16 protein-coding genes are annotated in these 18,134 nt (G+C 40.1%); 13 read left to right on the forward strand and 3 right to left on the reverse strand.

The window, feature by feature from the left end; genetic code table 11:
• The first annotated feature begins 71 nt into the window (after positions 1-71).
• The 7 genes from V4P57_RS02645 to V4P57_RS02675 all read left to right on the forward strand — a co-directional run bounded on the left by V4P57_RS02645 (position 72) and on the right by V4P57_RS02675 (position 7,487).
• Positions 72-401 (forward strand): FtsB family cell division protein, encoded by a 330-nt coding sequence (locus V4P57_RS02645; protein ID WP_455466642.1) that lies wholly within the window; start codon positions 72-74, stop codon positions 399-401.
• Between the two features lie 128 nt (positions 402-529).
• Entirely contained in the window at positions 530-1,570 is a 1,041-nt protein-coding gene (gene pdhA, locus V4P57_RS02650) for a pyruvate dehydrogenase (acetyl-transferring) E1 component subunit alpha (RefSeq protein ID WP_455466643.1), read from the forward strand.
• Between the two features lie 16 nt (positions 1,571-1,586).
• Positions 1,587-2,951 carry a pyruvate dehydrogenase complex E1 component subunit beta gene (locus V4P57_RS02655; RefSeq protein ID WP_455466644.1) on the forward strand — a complete coding sequence of 455 codons (1,365 nt, stop codon included), beginning with the start codon at positions 1,587-1,589 and terminating at the stop codon, positions 2,949-2,951.
• 14 nt (positions 2,952-2,965) lie between these two features.
• Entirely contained in the window at positions 2,966-4,294 is a 1,329-nt protein-coding gene (locus V4P57_RS02660; RefSeq protein ID WP_455466645.1) for a pyruvate dehydrogenase complex dihydrolipoamide acetyltransferase, read from the forward strand.
• Between the two features lie 229 nt (positions 4,295-4,523).
• Complete coding sequence (gene lpdA, locus V4P57_RS02665; protein WP_455466646.1) at positions 4,524-5,984, forward strand: dihydrolipoyl dehydrogenase; 1,461 nt, start codon at positions 4,524-4,526, stop codon at positions 5,982-5,984.
• A 76-nt stretch (positions 5,985-6,060) separates the two neighbouring features.
• On the forward strand, positions 6,061-7,023 hold the full coding sequence (gene lipA / locus V4P57_RS02670) for a lipoyl synthase (protein ID WP_455466647.1): 963 nt from the start codon (positions 6,061-6,063) through the stop codon (positions 7,021-7,023).
• Between the two features lie 2 nt (positions 7,024-7,025).
• Positions 7,026-7,487: a type II toxin-antitoxin system RatA family toxin gene (locus V4P57_RS02675; RefSeq protein ID WP_455466648.1), complete on the forward strand. Its 462-nt coding sequence runs from the start codon at positions 7,026-7,028 to the stop codon at positions 7,485-7,487.
• Between the two features lie 94 nt (positions 7,488-7,581).
• On the opposite strand, the gene V4P57_RS02680 is transcribed toward V4P57_RS02675, so the two are convergent.
• From V4P57_RS02680 to rirA, 3 genes are read right to left on the reverse strand one after another with little or no spacing between them, the layout of a single operon-like run.
• A complete protein-coding gene (locus V4P57_RS02680; protein WP_455466649.1) occupies positions 7,582-8,070 on the reverse strand; it encodes a CinA family protein in 489 nt (162 codons plus the stop codon).
• Entirely contained in the window at positions 8,067-9,260 is a 1,194-nt protein-coding gene (locus V4P57_RS02685; protein WP_455466953.1) for a bifunctional 2-C-methyl-D-erythritol 4-phosphate cytidylyltransferase/2-C-methyl-D-erythritol 2,4-cyclodiphosphate synthase, read from the reverse strand. The genes V4P57_RS02680 and V4P57_RS02685 overlap by 4 nt, the downstream gene beginning before the upstream one ends.
• A 23-nt stretch (positions 9,261-9,283) precedes the next feature.
• Positions 9,284-9,730 carry an iron-responsive transcriptional regulator RirA gene (gene rirA, locus V4P57_RS02690; RefSeq protein WP_455466650.1) on the reverse strand — a complete coding sequence of 149 codons (447 nt, stop codon included), beginning with the start codon at positions 9,728-9,730 and terminating at the stop codon, positions 9,284-9,286.
• Positions 9,731-9,901: 171 nt separating this feature from the next.
• Between rirA and V4P57_RS02695 the strand changes: the two genes are divergently transcribed.
• From V4P57_RS02695 to clpX, 6 genes are all read left to right on the forward strand, one after another.
• Entirely contained in the window at positions 9,902-12,169 is a 2,268-nt protein-coding gene (locus tag V4P57_RS02695; RefSeq protein WP_455466651.1) for an ATP-binding protein, read from the forward strand.
• A gap of 1 nt (position 12,170) precedes the next feature.
• Positions 12,171-13,529 (forward strand): nitrogen assimilation response regulator NtrX, encoded by a 1,359-nt coding sequence (ntrX, locus tag V4P57_RS02700; protein WP_455466652.1) that lies wholly within the window; start codon positions 12,171-12,173, stop codon positions 13,527-13,529.
• A 4-nt stretch (positions 13,530-13,533) separates the two neighbouring features.
• Positions 13,534-14,910, forward strand: coding sequence for a Trk system potassium transporter TrkA (trkA, locus tag V4P57_RS02705; protein ID WP_455466653.1), 1,377 nt, complete (start codon positions 13,534-13,536; stop codon positions 14,908-14,910).
• Between the two features lie 10 nt (positions 14,911-14,920).
• Positions 14,921-15,727 (forward strand): hypothetical protein, encoded by an 807-nt coding sequence (locus tag V4P57_RS02710; protein ID WP_455466654.1) that lies wholly within the window; start codon positions 14,921-14,923, stop codon positions 15,725-15,727.
• Between the two features lie 145 nt (positions 15,728-15,872).
• Positions 15,873-16,505: an ATP-dependent Clp endopeptidase proteolytic subunit ClpP gene (gene clpP, locus V4P57_RS02715; RefSeq protein ID WP_455466655.1), complete on the forward strand. Its 633-nt coding sequence runs from the start codon at positions 15,873-15,875 to the stop codon at positions 16,503-16,505.
• A 185-nt stretch (positions 16,506-16,690) separates the two neighbouring features.
• Positions 16,691-17,965 (forward strand): ATP-dependent Clp protease ATP-binding subunit ClpX, encoded by a 1,275-nt coding sequence (gene clpX, locus V4P57_RS02720; protein WP_455466656.1) that lies wholly within the window; start codon positions 16,691-16,693, stop codon positions 17,963-17,965.
• Positions 17,966-18,134: the final 169 nt, after the last annotated feature.

The raw sequence follows: 18,134 nt of genomic DNA on the forward strand, positions 1-18,134 counted from the left end.
GGTATTAATTAAAATTATACATAGTTAGGCAAAGTATTAAGAAGTTTGCGCTATAAAGACTGTGCTGTTTTATGTGGACAAAACAAAAACGCAGATCAATCAAAATTCGCTTCGTACTCCCACTTATGACAGTGGGGGTTTTAAGCTATTTCAGTTATCACATTTATCATGGTGAGTACGGGTTATATTCACGTAGTGAGGTTAATCAACATATTATCGAATTAGAGGAAGAGCTTCATAAAGTAGAAGATGAACGGATGTTCATTGAAAAGCGTATTTCTCTTTTACGCAATGGGCATATTGAGAAGGATATGTTGGATGAGTATATTCGGAAGAATTTAAACTTTTCCAAACCCAATGAGTTGACAATTTTAATCCCTTCAAATGACATTAAAAATTAATTAGAAACCGCTTCATTTCAAAAAGCATTTTAACACAATCCCCTCGGATATCATCCAAGCTGATTGATAATGCTTGTAACTTTTGTTCGTAAAGGTTATTCCTAGACAATCATAAAAGGGAGTTTAATATGGCAGAACGATCTAAAAAAAATTCTGCGTCGGTAATAAATACGGCATTATCAAACACCACAAAGAGAGCACAAATAGTCACTTTTACCAAAGAAGAGGAGATTGATGCCTATCGTGAGATGCTTTTAATTCGTCGTTTTGAAGAAAAAGCGGGGCAGCTTTATGGTATGGGGCTTATTGGTGGATTTTGTCATCTTTATATTGGGCAAGAAGCCGTTGTTGTTGGAACATTGAAGGCAGCAAAAGAAGGTGATCAGGTGATAACATCTTACCGAGATCATGGCCATATGTTGGCGGTTGGGATGAGTCCACGTGGTGTTATGGCTGAATTAACGGGGCGCCAAGGTGGCTTTTCCAAAGGGAAGGGTGGCTCAATGCATATGTTTTCTAAAGAAAAGAATTTTTATGGTGGGCATGGCATTGTTGGTGCGCAGGTTCCGATTGGTTCAGGTTTGGCATTTTCAAATCGATACCTTGGTAAAGATAATGTGACATTGGTTTATTTTGGTGATGGCGCTGCTAATCAGGGGCAGGTTTACGAAAGTTTTAATATGGCTTCACTTTGGAAGCTTCCTGTTGTCTATATTATTGAAAATAATCAGTATGCTATGGGAACATCAGTTGCACGTGCATCTGCAGAGACTGATTTTTCCCGTCGTGGTCTTTCTTTTGAAGTTCCAGGTATTGTTGTTGACGGTATGGATGTTCGAGCAGTAAAAGGAGCTGCCGATGAAGCAATTACTTGGGCACGTTCTGGTAAAGGGCCTATCATTCTTGATATGCAGACCTATCGCTATCGTGGTCATTCCATGTCTGATCCAGCAAAATACCGTTCAAAGGAAGAAGTCCAGAAAATAAAAGAGGATCAAGATCCGATTGATCAGGTAAAAAATAGAATTCTTAAACAAGGCTTTGCGAACGAAGACGATTTAAAGTCTATTGATAAAGAGGTGCGTGCGATTGTTGCTGATGCGGCAGATTTTGCGCAAAGTGATCCAGAGCCAGATGCTTCTGAGCTCTATACTGATATTTTAGTTTGATGCGAGGGAAGCAAGTATGTCTATTGATATTTTGATGCCGGCGCTTTCACCAACGATGGAAGAAGGTAAATTATCTAAATGGCTCAAGAAAGAAGGCGATAAAGTTAGCTCTGGTGATGTAATTGCTGAAATTGAAACTGATAAAGCAATGATGGAAATAGAGGCTGTTGATGAAGGTACTCTCGGTAAAATTGTTGTGCTTGAAGGTTCTGAAGGCGTAAAAGTGAATACTGTTATTGCAGTGTTGTTGGAAGAAGGTGAAAGTGCTGATGATATTTCACAGACTGCCGATACTTTAAATAAGTCTAGGGGAGAGGCTCCCTCTCTTTCTCCCGTAATTCCCGAACCTCCTACTTTTGATATCATCTCTGATTCTGATATTCCAGCAGGGACGCAAATGGTTACGATGACGGTGCGTGAGGCGCTTAATCAGGCTATGGCCGAAGAGATGCGGCGTGATGAAATGGTTTTTCTCATGGGAGAAGAAGTCGCGCAATATCAAGGTGCCTATAAAGTTAGCCAAGGTTTGTTGGAAGAATTCGGGGAACGTCGAGTTATTGATACCCCAATTACAGAACACGGTTTTGCGGGATTGGCTGTTGGGGCGGCATTTGGGGGATTACGTCCCATTGTTGAATTTATGACATTTAACTTTGCTATGCAGGCGATTGACCAGATTATCAATTCGGCAGCAAAAACCCGTTATATGTCTGGTGGACAAATGTCTGCTCCCATGGTTTTTCGTGGTCCAAATGGTGCAGCTGCGCGTGTTGGTGCACAGCATTCTCAGTGCTATGCCGCATGGTACAGCCATATACCGGGTCTTAAGGTTATTATGCCTTATAGCGCTGCAGATGCAAAAGGTTTGTTGAAGGCTGCTATTCGTGATGACAATCCTGTTATTTTCCTCGAAAACGAAATTTTGTACGGCCATCAATTTGACGTTCCCCAAATAGATGATTTCATTTTGCCTATTGGTAAGGCGCGCCTTCATAAGGTTGGTCAAGATGTTACGATTGTTGCCTATGGAATTGGAATGCATTACGCGGTTCAAGCGTTACCTGAAATTGAAAAACTGGGGATTGATGTTGAATTGATTGATTTGCGAACTATTCGCCCAATGGATCTTGCGACAATTCTTGCTTCAGTTAAAAAAACAGGTCGTTTGGTAACGATTGAAGAGGGATATCCTCAGTCATCTGTTGGCACTGAAATAGCAACACGTGTTATGCAGCAGGCTTTTGATTATCTTGATGCACCAATTGCTACAATTGCCGGCAAAGATGTTCCGATGCCTTATGCTGCCAATCTTGAAAAATTGGCTTTGCCTAATATCGCTGAAATTGTTGAAGCCGTTAAGGCTGTTACTTATAGAGCATAACGGAGGAAAGCACTATGCCCATTAAGATTACGATGCCTGCGCTTTCCCCTACGATGGAAGAAGGCAATTTGTCAAAATGGAATGTCAAGGAAGGAGATAAGGTTTCCTCCGGTGATGTTATCGCTGAAATTGAGACGGATAAGGCGACAATGGAAGTAGAGGCCGTTGATGAGGGAACGGTTGCTAAGATCGTTGTTCCTGCTGGAACGCAAGGCGTTAAAGTAAATTCTTTGATCGTTGTTTTAGCAGAAGAAGGTGAAGATTTAGCTGAAGCAGTAAAGGTTGCAGAAGAAACCTCTTCCTCTTTTGCAGTCAAAGAATCAGAGGATGTAAAACAAACAGATTCAAAGACAACACAAATGTCTCACATGCTATCAGTTCAGCAATCAATACAGCAAGATAAAAAGAGTATACGTTTTTTTGCTTCTCCTTTAGCGCGGCGATTAGCAGCAAAAAGTGGGCTCGATTTATCACTTATTTCGGGCAGTGGTCCACAGGGGCGTATTATCAAGCGTGATGTAGAAAAAGCCATGAGTGGCGGTGTTTTTGAGGATTCAGACTCATCACAAAATATACAGCCGGTAGCTGTAGGTGTTTCTGACGAACAGATACTAAAACTCTTCAAACAGAATGAATACACATTTGCATCCCATGATAATATGCGTAAAACAATAGCCAAGCGTTTGGTAGAATCAAAGCAAACAGTACCACATTTCTATGTGACAGTGGAGTGTGAACTCGATGCGTTATTAGAGCTGCGTACACAATTGAATGCTGCTGCTCCAATGGTTAAAATGCAAGAAGGATCAAAGCCTACTTATAAGATTTCTGTTAATGATATGGTTATTAAAGCTGTAGCACTTTCCTTAAAGGCTGTTCCCGATGCCAATATATCTTGGCTTAAAGGTGGAATACTTCGTCACAAACACTGTGATGTTGGTGTTGCTGTTTCTGTTGCGAATGGATTAATTACACCAATTGTTCGCCATGCAGAGGAAAAATCTTTGTCAATGATTTCCAATGAAATGAAAGATTTTGTAAAGCGTGCACGTGAACGCAAGTTAAAAATGGAAGAATATCAGGGAGGGACAACAGCTGTATCAAATATGGGAATGTATGGTGTGAAAAGTTTTTCTGCTATTCTTAATCCACCGCATGCGACGATTTTTGCGATTGGTGCAGGTGAACAGCGTGCAGTTGTTAAAAATGGTGCATTAGGGATTGCGACGGTGATGTCGGTCACACTTTCTGCTGATCACCGTGCTGTTGATGGTGCGTTAGCAGCAGAGCTTGCGCGGACTTTTAAGAAGATGATTGAAAATCCGTTAGCAATGTTAATTTGAGTTGTTTAAAGGTGCTTCACGTGAGTCATTTGTGCGTGTGGTATGTCAATATGACGAAAGCCGAATTTAAAGAGCTTGAGGGAGCGTATTATTGCACTTTCTAATTTGGTAAAGGCATTTATGTGAAGCTTGGAATGAAAAACACGAGAAAATTCTTTCATATTGTTTTTTTGTTTTTTAAGCTCAAAGAATGCGTATCCATTTTATGTATGTCCATGGAGGAATTACTGTGGTGAATCTTTATGATGTAATTGTGATTGGATCGGGTCCTGGTGGATATATAACCGCGATTCGTGCGGCACAATGTGGTTTCAAAACTGCGATTGTTGAACGTGAACATTTAGGTGGGATTTGCTTAAATTGGGGATGCATCCCCACAAAGGCACTCTTACGTTCAGCGGAAATGAAGCATTTTGCTGAACATGCGAAAGATTATGGTCTAAAGCTTAACGGTTCAATTGAAGCAAATATCAAAGATGTTGTGGCGCGTTCGCGTGGAGTTTCAGCACGTTTAAATGCTGGTGTTGGTTTTTTGATGAAAAAAAATAAAATTGATGTTATTTGGGGTGAAGCTAAGCTTACCAAGAAGGCAAAAGGGAGTAAGCTTGCGGAAGTTATGGTTTCTTCATCTTCCAAACCGATTATGCAACCACAAAATCCGGTCCCCAAAGGAACATTAGGAGAGGGGAGCTATCAAGCAAAACATGTCATTATTGCAACGGGTGCACGTCCTCGTTCTCTTCCTGGTATTGAGCCAGATGGAAAGCTTATTTGGACTTACTTTGAAGCTATGATTCCTCACACAATGCCGAAATCGCTTTTGGTAATAGGATCAGGGGCAATTGGTATTGAATTTTCCTCTTTTTACCATGATATGGGGGCGATGGTGACAGTTGTTGAAATGATGCCCCATATTATGCCAGCTGAGGATGTTGAAATTTCAACATTTGCTCGTAAGCAGTTAGAGACAAGAGGTATACGAATCCTTACGCAAGCAAAAATAACAAAGGTTGAAAAAGATTTTGATTCTCTCACTGCGCATATTGATGTGAATGGTAAGACAGAAGCAATCACAGCTAATCGGCTCATTGCAGCTGTTGGGGTTCAGGGTAATATTGAAAATCTTGGATTGGAAGCATTAGGTATAAAAACCGATCGCGGGTGCATTGTAACTGATGAATGGGGTTGGACGGGGGTGGAAGGCATTTATGCTATTGGTGATGTAGCAGGTCCTCCTATGTTGGCACATAAAGCAGAAGAAGAAGGTGTGATATGTATTGAGCATCTTGCAGGTTTGAAGAGTGTTCATCCGCTTGATAAAAGAAAAATTCCAGGGTGTACATATTGTACACCACAGGTTGCCTCTGTAGGGCTTTCAGAAGCAGCAGCGAGAGAAGCTGGCTATGATATACGTATTGGTCGTTATTCCTTTTCCGCTAATGGTAAAGCAATTGCTTTAGGGGAAGATCAAGGATTAGTGAAAACAATTTTTGATAAAAAAACAGGACAGCTTCTTGGTGCACATATGGTAGGAGCAGAAGTAACAGAACTGATTCAAGGTTTTGTTATTGCTATGAATCTTGAAACAACTGAGGAAGAATTGATGCATACCGTCTTTCCACATCCAACATTGTCGGAAATGATGAAAGAAAGTGTATTGGATGCTTATGGTCAAGTTTTAAATGCTTGATGGCTGGATTGTATGAAAAATCTTGTATTTTGTGATTTTTCATCAGCGTTCCATTCTTGAAAAGGCAGAGGCTTAAATGGTTACGGTTGTTGATAGAGTTACGAATAGACGTTTGCGTCATCCTGAGAAGGCGCATCGTCCAGATACAAGCATTCAGAAAAAACCGGATTGGATTCGTGTAAAAGCGCCAACATCACAGACATATAAAGAAACGCATGGTATTGTACGCTCCAATAAATTGGTGACTGTCTGTGAAGAAGCTGGATGCCCAAATGTTGGTGAATGTTGGAGCCAGAAGCATGCCAGTTTCATGATTTTAGGTGAGATATGTACACGGGCTTGTGCTTTTTGCAACGTTGCAACAGGTATTCCGCTTGCAGTTGATGATAATGAGCCAGAACGTGTAGCAGATGCCGTTGCACAGATGGGATTAAAGCATGTTGTGATTACATCTGTTGATCGAGATGATCTTGCAGATGGTGGTGCACATCATTTTGCAAAAGTTATTTATGCTATTCGTCGAAAAGCTTCTAAAACAACAATTGAAGTTCTTACACCTGATTTTCGCCATAAGGATGGTGCGTTAGAAATCATTGTTGCTGCTAAGCCTGATGTTTTTAACCATAATTTGGAAACAGTTCCCTCTAAATATTTAAAGGTTCGTCCAGGAGCGCGCTATTTTCATTCAATTCGGTTATTACAACGCGTTAAAGAACTTGACCCGACAATCTTTACAAAATCAGGAATTATGGTTGGTCTTGGGGAAGAACGAAATGAAATTCTTCAATTGATGGATGATTTACGTTCTGCTGACGTTGACTTTATGACGATTGGGCAATATTTGCAACCCACACGAAAACACCACCCAATCATTCGTTTTGTACCCCCTGAAGAATTTGAGTCTTTTGCTAAAATTGGTAAAGTGAAGGGTTTTTTGCATATGGCTTCTAGCCCGTTAACACGTTCCTCTCATCATGCAGGGGATGATTTTGCAATTTTGCAAAAAGCACGTGATGAAAAATTTTCTTTACAGAGATAATTATGCCGACTTTTACAACATATCGGCAGATTGCCCATAGTGCCAGTGAAATGTTTGATCTTGTTTCAGATATTGAGCGTTATCCTGAATTTTTACCAATGTGTGAGGCTTTAATAGTACGTTCTCGCAAAAAGTGTGAGGAAAAGACATTGCTTCTTGCTGACATGACAGTTGGCTATAAAGTCATCCGAGAAACTTTCACGACTCAAGTATTTCTTCAGCCGAAGGAAAATCTCATAGAGGTTAAATATATTGATGGTCCATTCAGATATCTTGAAAATCATTGGGCATTTCATCACATTGGGAATACGAATGCATGTAATGTAGAATTTTTTATTGATTATGAATTTAAAAGCAAAATGCTTGGGTTAATTATGGGTTCAATATTTGATGTTGCTTTTCATAAGTTTACCGATGCTTTTGAAATGCGTGCACATAAAATTTATGGGTATCCGGCAACATAATTTATTCAGTTGATGTTTTTGTATGACACCTATTGTAAATTATACTCTGTAATTGTGGTGACATGAAATATGAAAATCAAATCTTGGGAATATATCATTGGAGAGATTGTAAGATCATTTTCAAAGCATTTTCAACGGTTGCATAGCGGATAGCTTTACGATCAAGATTCCCAAAGTGCATTTCTTTGTGCAGCGTTTTATGATTTTTGTAAGCAACTGCGAAATGCACAAGACCTACAGGTTTATCGAGACTTTTGCCTCCTGGACCAGCAATTCCTGTTACAGAAATAGCAATTCCAGCTCGTGAATATTTTAATCCACCCTCTGCCATTGCAAGCGCAACTTCTTTTGAAACGGCACCATAGGTTTTTATAAGTTCAGCGCATACGCCAACAAGGCGCGTTTTAGCTTCATTTGAATAAACGACGAATCCACAATCGAGTACATTTGATGATCCTGCAATATTAGTGAGATTTGCAGCAATGAGGCCTCCTGTACAGGATTCAACAGTCGTTAAAAGTACCCCCTTTTGGCGACAAGCTGTAAGGACTGCATGTGCTTGTTTTTCACAGAAATACGTCATTTTGGGACTTCTCCTGGATAAAGAACAGTAGCGGCTGCAAAAGCAGCAATGCCTTCTTCACGACCGATGAATCCAAGCTTTTCATTTGTTGTCGCTTTAATGGAGATTCGATCGGGTGAAATTGTGAAGATATTCATCAGATTTTCTGTCATTTTCTGTCGATAAGGAGTGATTTTAGGTTTTTCGGCGATCAGTGTAATATCAACATTGGCAATACGGCCACCTGCTTGTTTAATAATATCAATAGCATGACGTAGAAAAATTTCTGATGATGCATTTTTCCATTGAGGATCAGAGGGAGGGAAATGTGTGCCAATATCTCCAGCACCACGCGTAGCGAGCAGGGCATCTGTTAACGCATGAAGTGCAACATCAGCATCGGAGTGTCCATTTAATTTTTTATGAAAAGGAATCTTTATACCACATAATATAAGAAAATCACCATCCTCGAAAGAGTGAACATCATAACCATTGCCGGTGCGGATATCAGGAAATATTTGCATTTTTTTCTGGAGATAAAAGTGTGCGGTATCAAAATCTTCGTGCCAAGTAATTTTTATGTTATTAGGGTCTCCTGGAACGGTACGCATAGGAATTCCAAACCATTCAGCAATTGCTGAATCATCGGTAAATTCCCTTTTACAAGTTTGCCTTGCTTTTTCATGGGCAGCTAATATCCGTTCAAATGGAAAACATTGTGGAGTTTGTGCACTATGAAGATGAGTGCGTGAAATGGTTTCTAAAACATAGTGTGCATTATTTACGCGTTTGAGGGTATCAGAGACGGCGAGAACAGGGATAACGCCTTCTTGATGACTGACGACAGTGTGGATTTTCTCGAGGAGCTTTTTTTTGATAAAAGGGCGTACACCATCATGAATATGAACATATCTTGGCTTGATATTTTTAAGTGCACGAAGTCCACATAAGGTGGACATTTGACGTGTATCATCTCCTTCAATGATGATGAGGCGCTCTTTAAAATCGCCAATAGCTTGTTCACAGATTTGACGATCTTCTGGATGAATAACTAAGATAATCGTCGTGATAGCTGGATGCTGCAAAAAACAACGCACAGTACGACAAATAACCGGCTCTTGTCCTAAAAGTCGGTATTGTTTTGGATTTTTTTGTAGAAATCCTGCTCGTTCACCGCGCCCAGCGGCTAATATTATAGCTGCAATAGAAATATTTAATCTCCTTTTTGGTTACTTTAGCTGATTGTTTCACAGTCATCAATTTTTAATTGTTTTTGAGAGGTTTGTTGTTGTAGATCGGCAAGAGATATCACTGATAATACGTCAAAAAAAGCGTTTAACGCTTTCTGAAGTGCAGCATTTAAACCACAAAAATCTATCAATGGACAATTAGATTCTGCAGTATTGAAACACTCTGCCATATAAAAGTTATCCTCTGTTACTTTCACAACATCAGCTACCGAAATTTCTGCTGCTGGTTTAGCTAATTTAACACCACCATTACGTCCCCGCACTGTTTTTATAAAACCTGCTTCAACAAGTGGTTGAAGGATTTTAAATAAAAAAAATTCAGAAACAGCATATGTTCTAGCAATTTCTGGAATCCGACTGAGAGATTCCTGATTATCTGCACAGTACATGAGCATCCGAAGCGCATAATTTGTCTGTTTGGTTAACCGCATCTTATCTCCTCTGTAATCTCTTCCCGAACGCACTTTATTTTAAAGATATTTTGCAAAATGTAGAAGTTCTTTCTCTCTTTAATAGGTTGGCTATATTTTAAATGCGGTATTGTCAATTTCTGTTACAAGAGGTTATATGAGGACGACAGGATAAAGTAACGCAAGCTTATCATGAATACAACATCTGCAACAAATCTCCAAGATATAGATCAAAATACTTCTAACGATGAATTGTATCGTTTAAGTAAGGTGTATATCTTTTTAGGTATCACAATTATTGTGTTGTCTTTGCTGACAGCGTCTGTTTCATTTATCATTCTTATTGGATTAACGCCTGTTGTTCCTAGTAGAGCTGTAACTCTTATTCTTATAGGGATTAATAGTGTCTGGGTTTTAGGACTTGTAATCATTGTTTTTTATGAGATGATTCCCATCATCCGTGCCTGGCGCTCGAGGCGTGCAGGTTCTCGTCTTCATGTGCGTCTTATTTCGTTATTCGCGCTTGTTGCAACAATGCCGGCTGTTGCAGTTGCTCTTGTATCGGGGCCTGCACTGAATTTAGGGCTTGATCGATGGTTTGATACGACAACACGTCAAATTGTAGGTTCTTCTATCGATTTAGCAAATGCTTATGCGGATGAAATGCTTCAAAACTTGAAAAATTTATCCTATGCTATGGCATTTGCGCTTGATAACAAAAGGCTTTTAGAGCGTAGTCCAGCTGAATATAGGATACAATTGACTCGTCACGCTATAGGGCGCAATCTACGTGGTGCATTTTTGTTAAGTTCTAGCGGCACTGTTTTTATATCGAGCAATCTTGGTGATGAGGATAAACTGCCGATTCCCCCCTCCCATCTTATCGAGCGTGCAACCAACGCGAGGCCTTTTTCTTTTCAACCAGGGGTTCATGATTATTTTGGCATTATTTTAAAATTTACTAATATCCCAAATACATTTTTGTATTTGGTGCGCGACGTTGATAAAGACGTTTTGTCTGCTTTGCGTTTGACGGAAGTCAATACAGATCGTTATCGTGATTTAAATGAAAATCGTCTGCTGACGCAAATCGCATTTGGTATGCTTTATCTGTGTCTTTTTTTTAGTTTATTCTTATCGGCTATTTGGGCAGGTATTGCTGTTGCTGATCGTTTGGTACGCCCTATTCGTCTTCTTATTAGTGCTGCTGATGATGTAGCTTCTGGGAATATGGAGGTCTTTGTGCCAGTGCGTGCGCGAGATGGGGATATTGGGCAGTTATCGAAAACTTTTAATTACATGGTCAGTGAGCTGAAAAGTCGGCGCAATGAGTTGATTGCAGTTCGCGATCAAATCGATGAGAGACGGCGTTTTTCTGAAGCTGTTTTGTCTGGTGTAACAGCGGGTGTGGCTGGCATCGATGATAATGGCGATATTACAATTATCAATCGATCTGTTGAAACGATGTTTAATATTCGCTCTGAACAAGTTATTGGGCACAGTCTTTTATCGTTAAGTGCTGAAATTTGGCAGGTTTTTCAGTCTGCACGTTCGTTGGGTCGTAAAAATCATCGTGAGCAGGTAACTTTAAGTGTTGTAGGACAAGAACGCGTTTGTAATGTGCAAATTACGATGGAAGAAGATGACGGACAGGGACAATCTTGGGTTCTAACGATTGATGATATTACAGATCTTGTTGCAGCACAACGTACATCGGCGTGGGCAGATATTGCACGCCGTATTGCACACGAAATCAAAAATCCGCTTACACCTATTCAGTTGTCGGCTGAACGTATTCGTAAACGTTACAACAAAATTATTACACAGGATCGAGAGGTATTTGAGCGGTGTATTGATACGATTATTCGACAGGTTGGAGATATTGGGCGTATGGTTGATGAGTTTTCTTCTTTTGCGCGTATGCCTAAGCCGCGAATGAACGTTTTGGATATACGCGGATTGCTGCGTGAAGCATGTTTCTTGATAGAAGTTACGCGACATGATATTCATTTTGAGCAAGATTTAGGAAGTGTACCACTTGTGGGTGCATTTGATAATCGTCTTATTGTGCAAGCTTTTTGCAATCTTATCAAAAATGCGAGCGAATCCATAGATTCGGTCATGCGAGAGGAAAGCATTCACGGTCATATTCTTGTCCGTTCTTATCGTCACGAAGGGTGTGTGATTGTGGATGTTATTGATAACGGTATAGGGCTTCCTAAAGAGAAAAGGCAAAAATTATTAGAGCCTTATATAACAACGCGGGAAAAAGGGACAGGGCTCGGATTAGCTATTGTGCGCAAAGTTATTGAAGATCATGGTGGTACCATGGAATTACATGATGCACCAAAGAGCTTTTATGGAGGTCGTGGAGCAATGATCCGTTTGATTTTTCCGGCGGATGGAGCTAAGCAAGGTGGTATTATTATGCAAGCCACAAGTCATAACATAGGGGAATAGAATGGTATCAGATATCTTAATTGTTGATGATGAAGCAGATATTCGTGAGCTTGTTGCTGGTATTTTGGATGATGAAGGTTATGAGACGCGTGTTGCATGTAACTCTGACGAAGCATTAGCGCAAATCAGTGAACGTATCCCAAAGCTCATTTTTTTAGATATTTGGTTACAAGGAAGTCGTCTTGATGGTTTGGCGTTGCTTGATGAGATTAAAACGCAATATCCGGCTCTTCCGGTGGTTATGATCTCTGGTCATGGTAATATTGAGACGGCTGTTTCTGCTATAAAGCGAGGAGCGTATGATTTCATTGAAAAGCCTTTTAAAGCCGATAGACTTGTATTAGTTGCTGAACGGACTCTTGAAAACTCAAAATTAAAACGTGAGGTTTTAGAATTACGAAAACGCTCGAGTGAGACATTAGAACTGCTCGGAAAGTCGACTGCTATAAAACATTTGCGCCAAATCATAGAGAAAGTAGCACCGACCAATAGTCGTATTATGATCACTGGCCCTTCGGGTGGGGGAAAAGAGATGGTAGCGCGTGCCATTCACGCGCTTTCAACGCGTTCGAAAGGGCCATTTGTTACAATAAATGCTGCAACGATCACTCCGGAAAGAATGGAAATAGAATTGTTTGGCAGCGAAATGGAGGGAGGGGAGCGCAAGATTGGTGCATTAGAAGAAGCCCACGGTGGAATATTATATCTTGATGAAATTGCTGATATGCCACGTGAGACTCAAGGTAAGATTCTTCGGGTGTTGACGGGACAGACATTTGAGAGGGTTGGAGGCACAAAACGTGTCAAGGTGGATGTTCGTTTCATTTCCTCCACGGCGCAAAATCTTGAAAACCTTATTTCTGACGGGCGTTTTAGAGAGGATCTTTTCCACCGTCTTTCGGTTGTTCCTATTACTGTTCCACCACTGTCAGCGCGTCGTGAAGATATTCCGGAACTTGTGCGTCATTTTGTTAAAATAATATCGCAGCAGCTTGGTATTAAGCCACGTGAAATTAGTGATGATGTGATAGCAATTTTGCAAGCACATGCTTGGCCGGGCAATGTGCGGCAGCTCCGCAACAATATTGAGCGTCTTCTCATTCTTGTACGTGATGGTGATGGCCCAATAACAGCAGAGTTTCTCCCTCAAGAAGTGAGCGATTCTTTACCGCGCATTCAAATGGATACAGATAAGAGTATAATGGAATTACCATTGCGTGAAGCACGGGAATTGTTTGAAAAGAGGTATTTAGTGGCGCAAATTGGGCGTCTGGGCGGAAATATATCCCGTACAGCTGAATTTATAGGTATGGAGCGTTCAGCTTTGCACCGTAAGCTTAAAGCGCTTGGAGTTTCTTAAAGCGATGCGTGTTATTATTTGTGGAGCAGGACAGGTTGGTTATGGGATAGCAGAGCGTCTTGCTGCTGAAAATCACGATGTCACTGTTATTGATATTGAAACGAGATTGGTTGAAAGGATTCGCGATACGTTGGATGTTAGAGGTTTTGTTGGTCACGGTTCACGGCCTGAAGTTCTTTTAGCTGCTGATGCAGACAAAGCTGATATGTTGATTGCAGTAACGTTATTTGATGAAGTCAATATGGTAGCTTGCCAAGTAGCACATTCGTTATTTAATGTTCCAACAAAAATAGCACGTATTCGCTCACAATCTTATTTAGAACCGCGCTATAAAACACTTTTTGCTCGAGAGAATATTCCCATTGATGTGGTCATTTCGCCAGAAGTTGAAGTTGGGGAAATGGTATTGCGTCGTATTGCTTTACCTGGTGCAATAGATGTCCTTTATTTTTGTAATGATGATATTGTTGCATTAGCTTTGGAATGTATGGAAGATTGTCCGGTTATTAATACACCTTTGCGTCAATTAACGGAGCTTTTTCCAGATCTTCGCACGACAGTTACCGCAATTAAGCGTGGTTCAGAATTATTAGTGGCACACTCAGATACGCAATTACGCGTTGGTGATGTGACCTATCTTGTTGTTGCTCGTGATCAGATGCGTCGTGCTGTTGGGCTTTTTGGTCACAAAGAACAAGATGCTCATCGCATGATTATTGCAGGAGGCGGTCATATTGGTCTTTATGTTGCTCAGGCTATTGAAAAGCGTCTCCATAAATTAAGATTGAAGATTATAGAATCGCAGAGAGAAAGAGCGTTAATAATTGCTGATCAGCTCGAAAAAACGACTGTTTTGTATGGTAATGTCTTAGATCCAGTAATTCTTCAAGATGCTGGAATTGATCAAGCTGATTTAATAATCACATTGACAAATCAGGATCAAGTCAATCTCTTAAGTGCTATTATTGCTAAAAGATTGGGATGTAAAGCTAATATGGTATTGATCAACAATGTTGCGTACCAGGAATTTAGTCGTGCCGTTGGTGTGGATGCATATCTTAATCCACATAGTGTTACTATATCAAGAATTTTGCAACAAATGCGTCGTGGACGTATTCGTGCGGTTCACTCGGTTTTTAATGGTCAGGCAGAAATTATTGAGGCTGAAGTGATGCAAACATCTTCACTGGTTGGAAAATCATTGTCAGAGCTCAATTTATCAGATGGTTTGAGAATTGGTGCAATTTATCGCAATGAGACAATCATACAGCTTTCGGCAGATACGCGTATTTTGTCTGGCGATCGGATAGTGATTTTTGCTCTTGCTGAGAATATTCGTGATGTTGAACAACTTTTTCGTGTAAGTTTGGAATATTTTTGATATATTGCCTATGGATATTTGTACTTTTTGGTATAGTGGACAATTAAGACTTGTTGATAGACTTTGTTTGTCCTCAATGGTTAAAACTGGGCAGCGTGTTAAGCTTTTCAGCTATGATAAATTAGAAAACCTACCCGTTGGTGTTGAATTGCATGAAGCCGAATCAATTCTGCCACGTTCGGCGATTTACCGCCTTGATCCTAACTTTTCTCATGAGAAACCTGGATGTACAATTGTTCAGTTTTCAGATTTTTTTCGTGTTATGCTGATGAAATATCAGCAAGGTGTTTGGTTAGATACAGATGTTTACCTGGTTAGACAATTTCATCCAGATGCGAATAAAGTTTGGCTTGCAAGAGAAAATGCTGTAAGGGTGGGCGTTTCTGCGCTTTATTTTCCGCCTGGTAACCCTATCATAAAAGTGTTTGAAGATTATTGGGCAGGCACAGAAATGGTGCCTCATTGGCTTGGTTTTAGGCGCCGTGTTTGGAAACCATTCTGGTTAAAGAGGAAAAAAATGCCGATTTTACCAGGAAATCTTGGAGTTACGATATTTGGCAATGACGGTATTTCGCGGTTAGCCAAACGATATGGTTTTTTTCATCAAGCAAAAGAAAAGGAAACTTTTTATTATTGGACGGGGCGAAAAACTGAATATATCTTTGATCCAGCTTTTGGCGTTGAGCCGCTTGCGGATCCACGCTTGATAGGGTTTCATATTCACAGAAAAACAAAGACCATTCAAAAACCGCAGGAAGGAAGCTTTTACCATTGGGCTGTGTCTCGCATTCCTGACGCATGTGACTTGTTTAGGTAGAGTTATTATTGCTATTTTAACCACTGGGATTTTAATCTTGTTTAAAGAGCACTGATTGTGACTTGCGTAAGAGCGTAATGTTAGCCTATGGAGAAGAGCATTGAATGCGTAAAGAGCGCTTATTATATGAACGGAAAGTGAAAACATGAGTGATTCAATGAAAACAGCGTTAAGTCTTGTACCTATGGTTATTGAACAAACTAATCGTGGTGAGCGGGCCTATGATATTTTTTCTCGTCTTTTAAAAGAACGGATTATTTTTATTAATGGCCCTGTTGAAGATGGTATGGCGATGCTCGTTTGTGCACAATTGCTTTTCTTGGAAGCTGAAAATCCTAAAAAAGAAATTAGTCTTTATATAAATTCACCAGGTGGTGTTGTGACATCTGGTATGGCAATTTACGATACTATGCAGTTTATTCGCCCTCCTGTTTCTACACTTTGCATGGGCCAAGCTGCATCTATGGGATCGCTGCTTTTAGCAGCTGGAGCGAAAGGACACCGTTTTACTTTGCCAAATGCACGTATTATGGTGCATCAGCCATCTGGTGGTTTCCAAGGTCAGGCTTCAGATATTGAAAGGCATGCGCAAGATATTATAAAGATGAAACGTCGTTTAAATGAAATTTATGTTCAACACACAGGCCAGGACTATGAGGTTATTGAGAGAACTCTTGATCGTGATCACTTTATGACAGCGGAAGAAGCTAAGCAATTTGGCTTAGTTGATGACGTTATACAATATCGAGCAGAAACTGAAAAAGATGAAAAAGATTAAGAATTTTTACAGAAAAAAGAGCTACTTTAAAGAGAGCCTTTTGTAAAAATATCGCGAAAATAAGGGGAAAATACCTAAAAATATTATGACACGCAGGTTTTTTTATATGTCTTTATATTTTTCGTTATGAAAAACTTCCTTTGAAAAGACGAAGTATTCATATACCGTGGTGAAAGGAAAGAAAAATGAGCAAAATTGGCAATAGCGGGAGCGAATCGAAAAATACTCTCTATTGCTCGTTCTGCGGCAAAAGTCAGCATGAGGTGCGTAAGCTCATCGCGGGGCCTACTGTATTCATTTGTGATGAATGCGTAGAGCTTTGCATGGATATTATTCGTGAAGAAAATAAATTTTCTGGGATCAAGGCACGTGATGGTGTTCCTACTCCGCAGGAGATTATAACAGTTCTTGATGATTACGTTATTGGTCAACAACATGCAAAGCGTGTTCTTTCTGTTGCTGTCCATAATCATTATAAGCGACTTGCGCATCAGTCTAAGAGCAATGACATTGAGTTGGCAAAGTCGAATATTCTTCTTGTTGGTCCAACGGGATGTGGTAAGACGTATTTAGCACAAACATTAGCGCGTATTATCGATGTGCCTTTTACGATGGCAGATGCGACCACTTTGACGGAAGCAGGCTACGTGGGTGAAGATGTTGAAAATATTATTTTGAAACTTCTTCAAGCTGCTGACTATAATGTTGAACGTGCGCAGCGTGGCATTGTTTATATTGATGAGGTCGATAAGATTTCTCGTAAAGCTGACAATCCTTCTATTACAAGAGATGTTTCAGGGGAGGGTGTTCAGCAGGCGTTGTTAAAAATTATGGAAGGAACGATTGCTTCTGTTCCTCCTCAGGGGGGGCGTAAGCATCCACAACAAGAGTTTCTACAAGTTGATACAACAAATATCTTATTTATTTGTGGTGGAGCTTTTGCTGGTTTAGAACGGATTATTTCAGGACGTGGTGAAAAAACGTCTATTGGTTTTTCTGCTACAGTTAAAGCACCTGATGAGCGTTGTGTTGGTGAGATTTTTCGTGATTTAGAACCAGAAGATCTTATAAAATTCGGTTTGATACCAGAATTTATTGGTCGCCTTCCTATTGTCGCTACTTTAGAGGATTTAGATGTTGACGCTCTTGTGCAAATTTTATCACAACCAAAGAATGCATTGGTAAAGCAATATCAGCGTCTTTTTGAGATGGAAAATGTCGAGTTAGCATTTCATGAAGATGCTTTACAGGTTATCGCTAAAAAGGCAATTGAGCGTAAAACCGGTGCGCGTGGTTTACGTTCTATTATGGAGAAGATCCTTCTTGAGACGATGTTTGAGCTGCCATCTCTTGAAGGTGTTCAAAAAGTTGTCATTTCGAGCGACGTAGTTGATGGAAAAGCACATCCTCTTTACATTTACTCAGAACGTGCAGAAGATAAAGAAAATGTATCGGCATGATATTGCGCGATCTGAGAAGTAATAATAATATCATTTGAGAATGGGTATTTCTGAATATTGTAGTCATAATGCTTGATTTATATGTTTACAGTTACCACTTCATGTATTTTAGGATAAAGGGTTGCTAAGGGTGGGCTTGTGTAGTGGATAGATTATAGGCTCCAGAAAG

The sequence above is a fragment of the Bartonella sp. B39 genome (assembly GCF_053795145.1).

What these genes read in the sequence shown, in the direction of transcription:
- V4P57_RS02645 (WP_455466642.1), top strand. Translation starts at nt 72, where the DNA reads ATGTGGACAAAACAAAAACGCAGATCAATCAAAATTCGCTTCGTACTC.
- pdhA (WP_455466643.1), top strand. Translation starts at nt 530, where the DNA reads ATGGCAGAACGATCTAAAAAAAATTCTGCGTCGGTAATAAATACGGCA.
- V4P57_RS02675 (WP_455466648.1), top strand. Translation starts at nt 7,026, where the DNA reads ATGCCGACTTTTACAACATATCGGCAGATTGCCCATAGTGCCAGTGAA.
- V4P57_RS02680 (WP_455466649.1), bottom strand. Translation starts at nt 8,070, where the DNA reads ATGACGTATTTCTGTGAAAAACAAGCACATGCAGTCCTTACAGCTTGT.
- V4P57_RS02695 (WP_455466651.1), top strand. Translation starts at nt 9,902, where the DNA reads ATGAATACAACATCTGCAACAAATCTCCAAGATATAGATCAAAATACT.
- clpP (WP_455466655.1), top strand. Translation starts at nt 15,873, where the DNA reads ATGAGTGATTCAATGAAAACAGCGTTAAGTCTTGTACCTATGGTTATT.
- V4P57_RS02710 (WP_455466654.1), top strand. Translation starts at nt 14,921, where the DNA reads ATGGATATTTGTACTTTTTGGTATAGTGGACAATTAAGACTTGTTGAT.
- ntrX (WP_455466652.1), top strand. Translation starts at nt 12,171, where the DNA reads ATGGTATCAGATATCTTAATTGTTGATGATGAAGCAGATATTCGTGAG.
- lipA (WP_455466647.1), top strand. Translation starts at nt 6,061, where the DNA reads ATGGTTACGGTTGTTGATAGAGTTACGAATAGACGTTTGCGTCATCCT.
- trkA (WP_455466653.1), top strand. Translation starts at nt 13,534, where the DNA reads ATGCGTGTTATTATTTGTGGAGCAGGACAGGTTGGTTATGGGATAGCA.
- V4P57_RS02655 (WP_455466644.1), top strand. Translation starts at nt 1,587, where the DNA reads ATGTCTATTGATATTTTGATGCCGGCGCTTTCACCAACGATGGAAGAA.
- clpX (WP_455466656.1), top strand. Translation starts at nt 16,691, where the DNA reads ATGAGCAAAATTGGCAATAGCGGGAGCGAATCGAAAAATACTCTCTAT.
- rirA (WP_455466650.1), bottom strand. Translation starts at nt 9,730, where the DNA reads ATGCGGTTAACCAAACAGACAAATTATGCGCTTCGGATGCTCATGTAC.
- V4P57_RS02660 (WP_455466645.1), top strand. Translation starts at nt 2,966, where the DNA reads ATGCCCATTAAGATTACGATGCCTGCGCTTTCCCCTACGATGGAAGAA.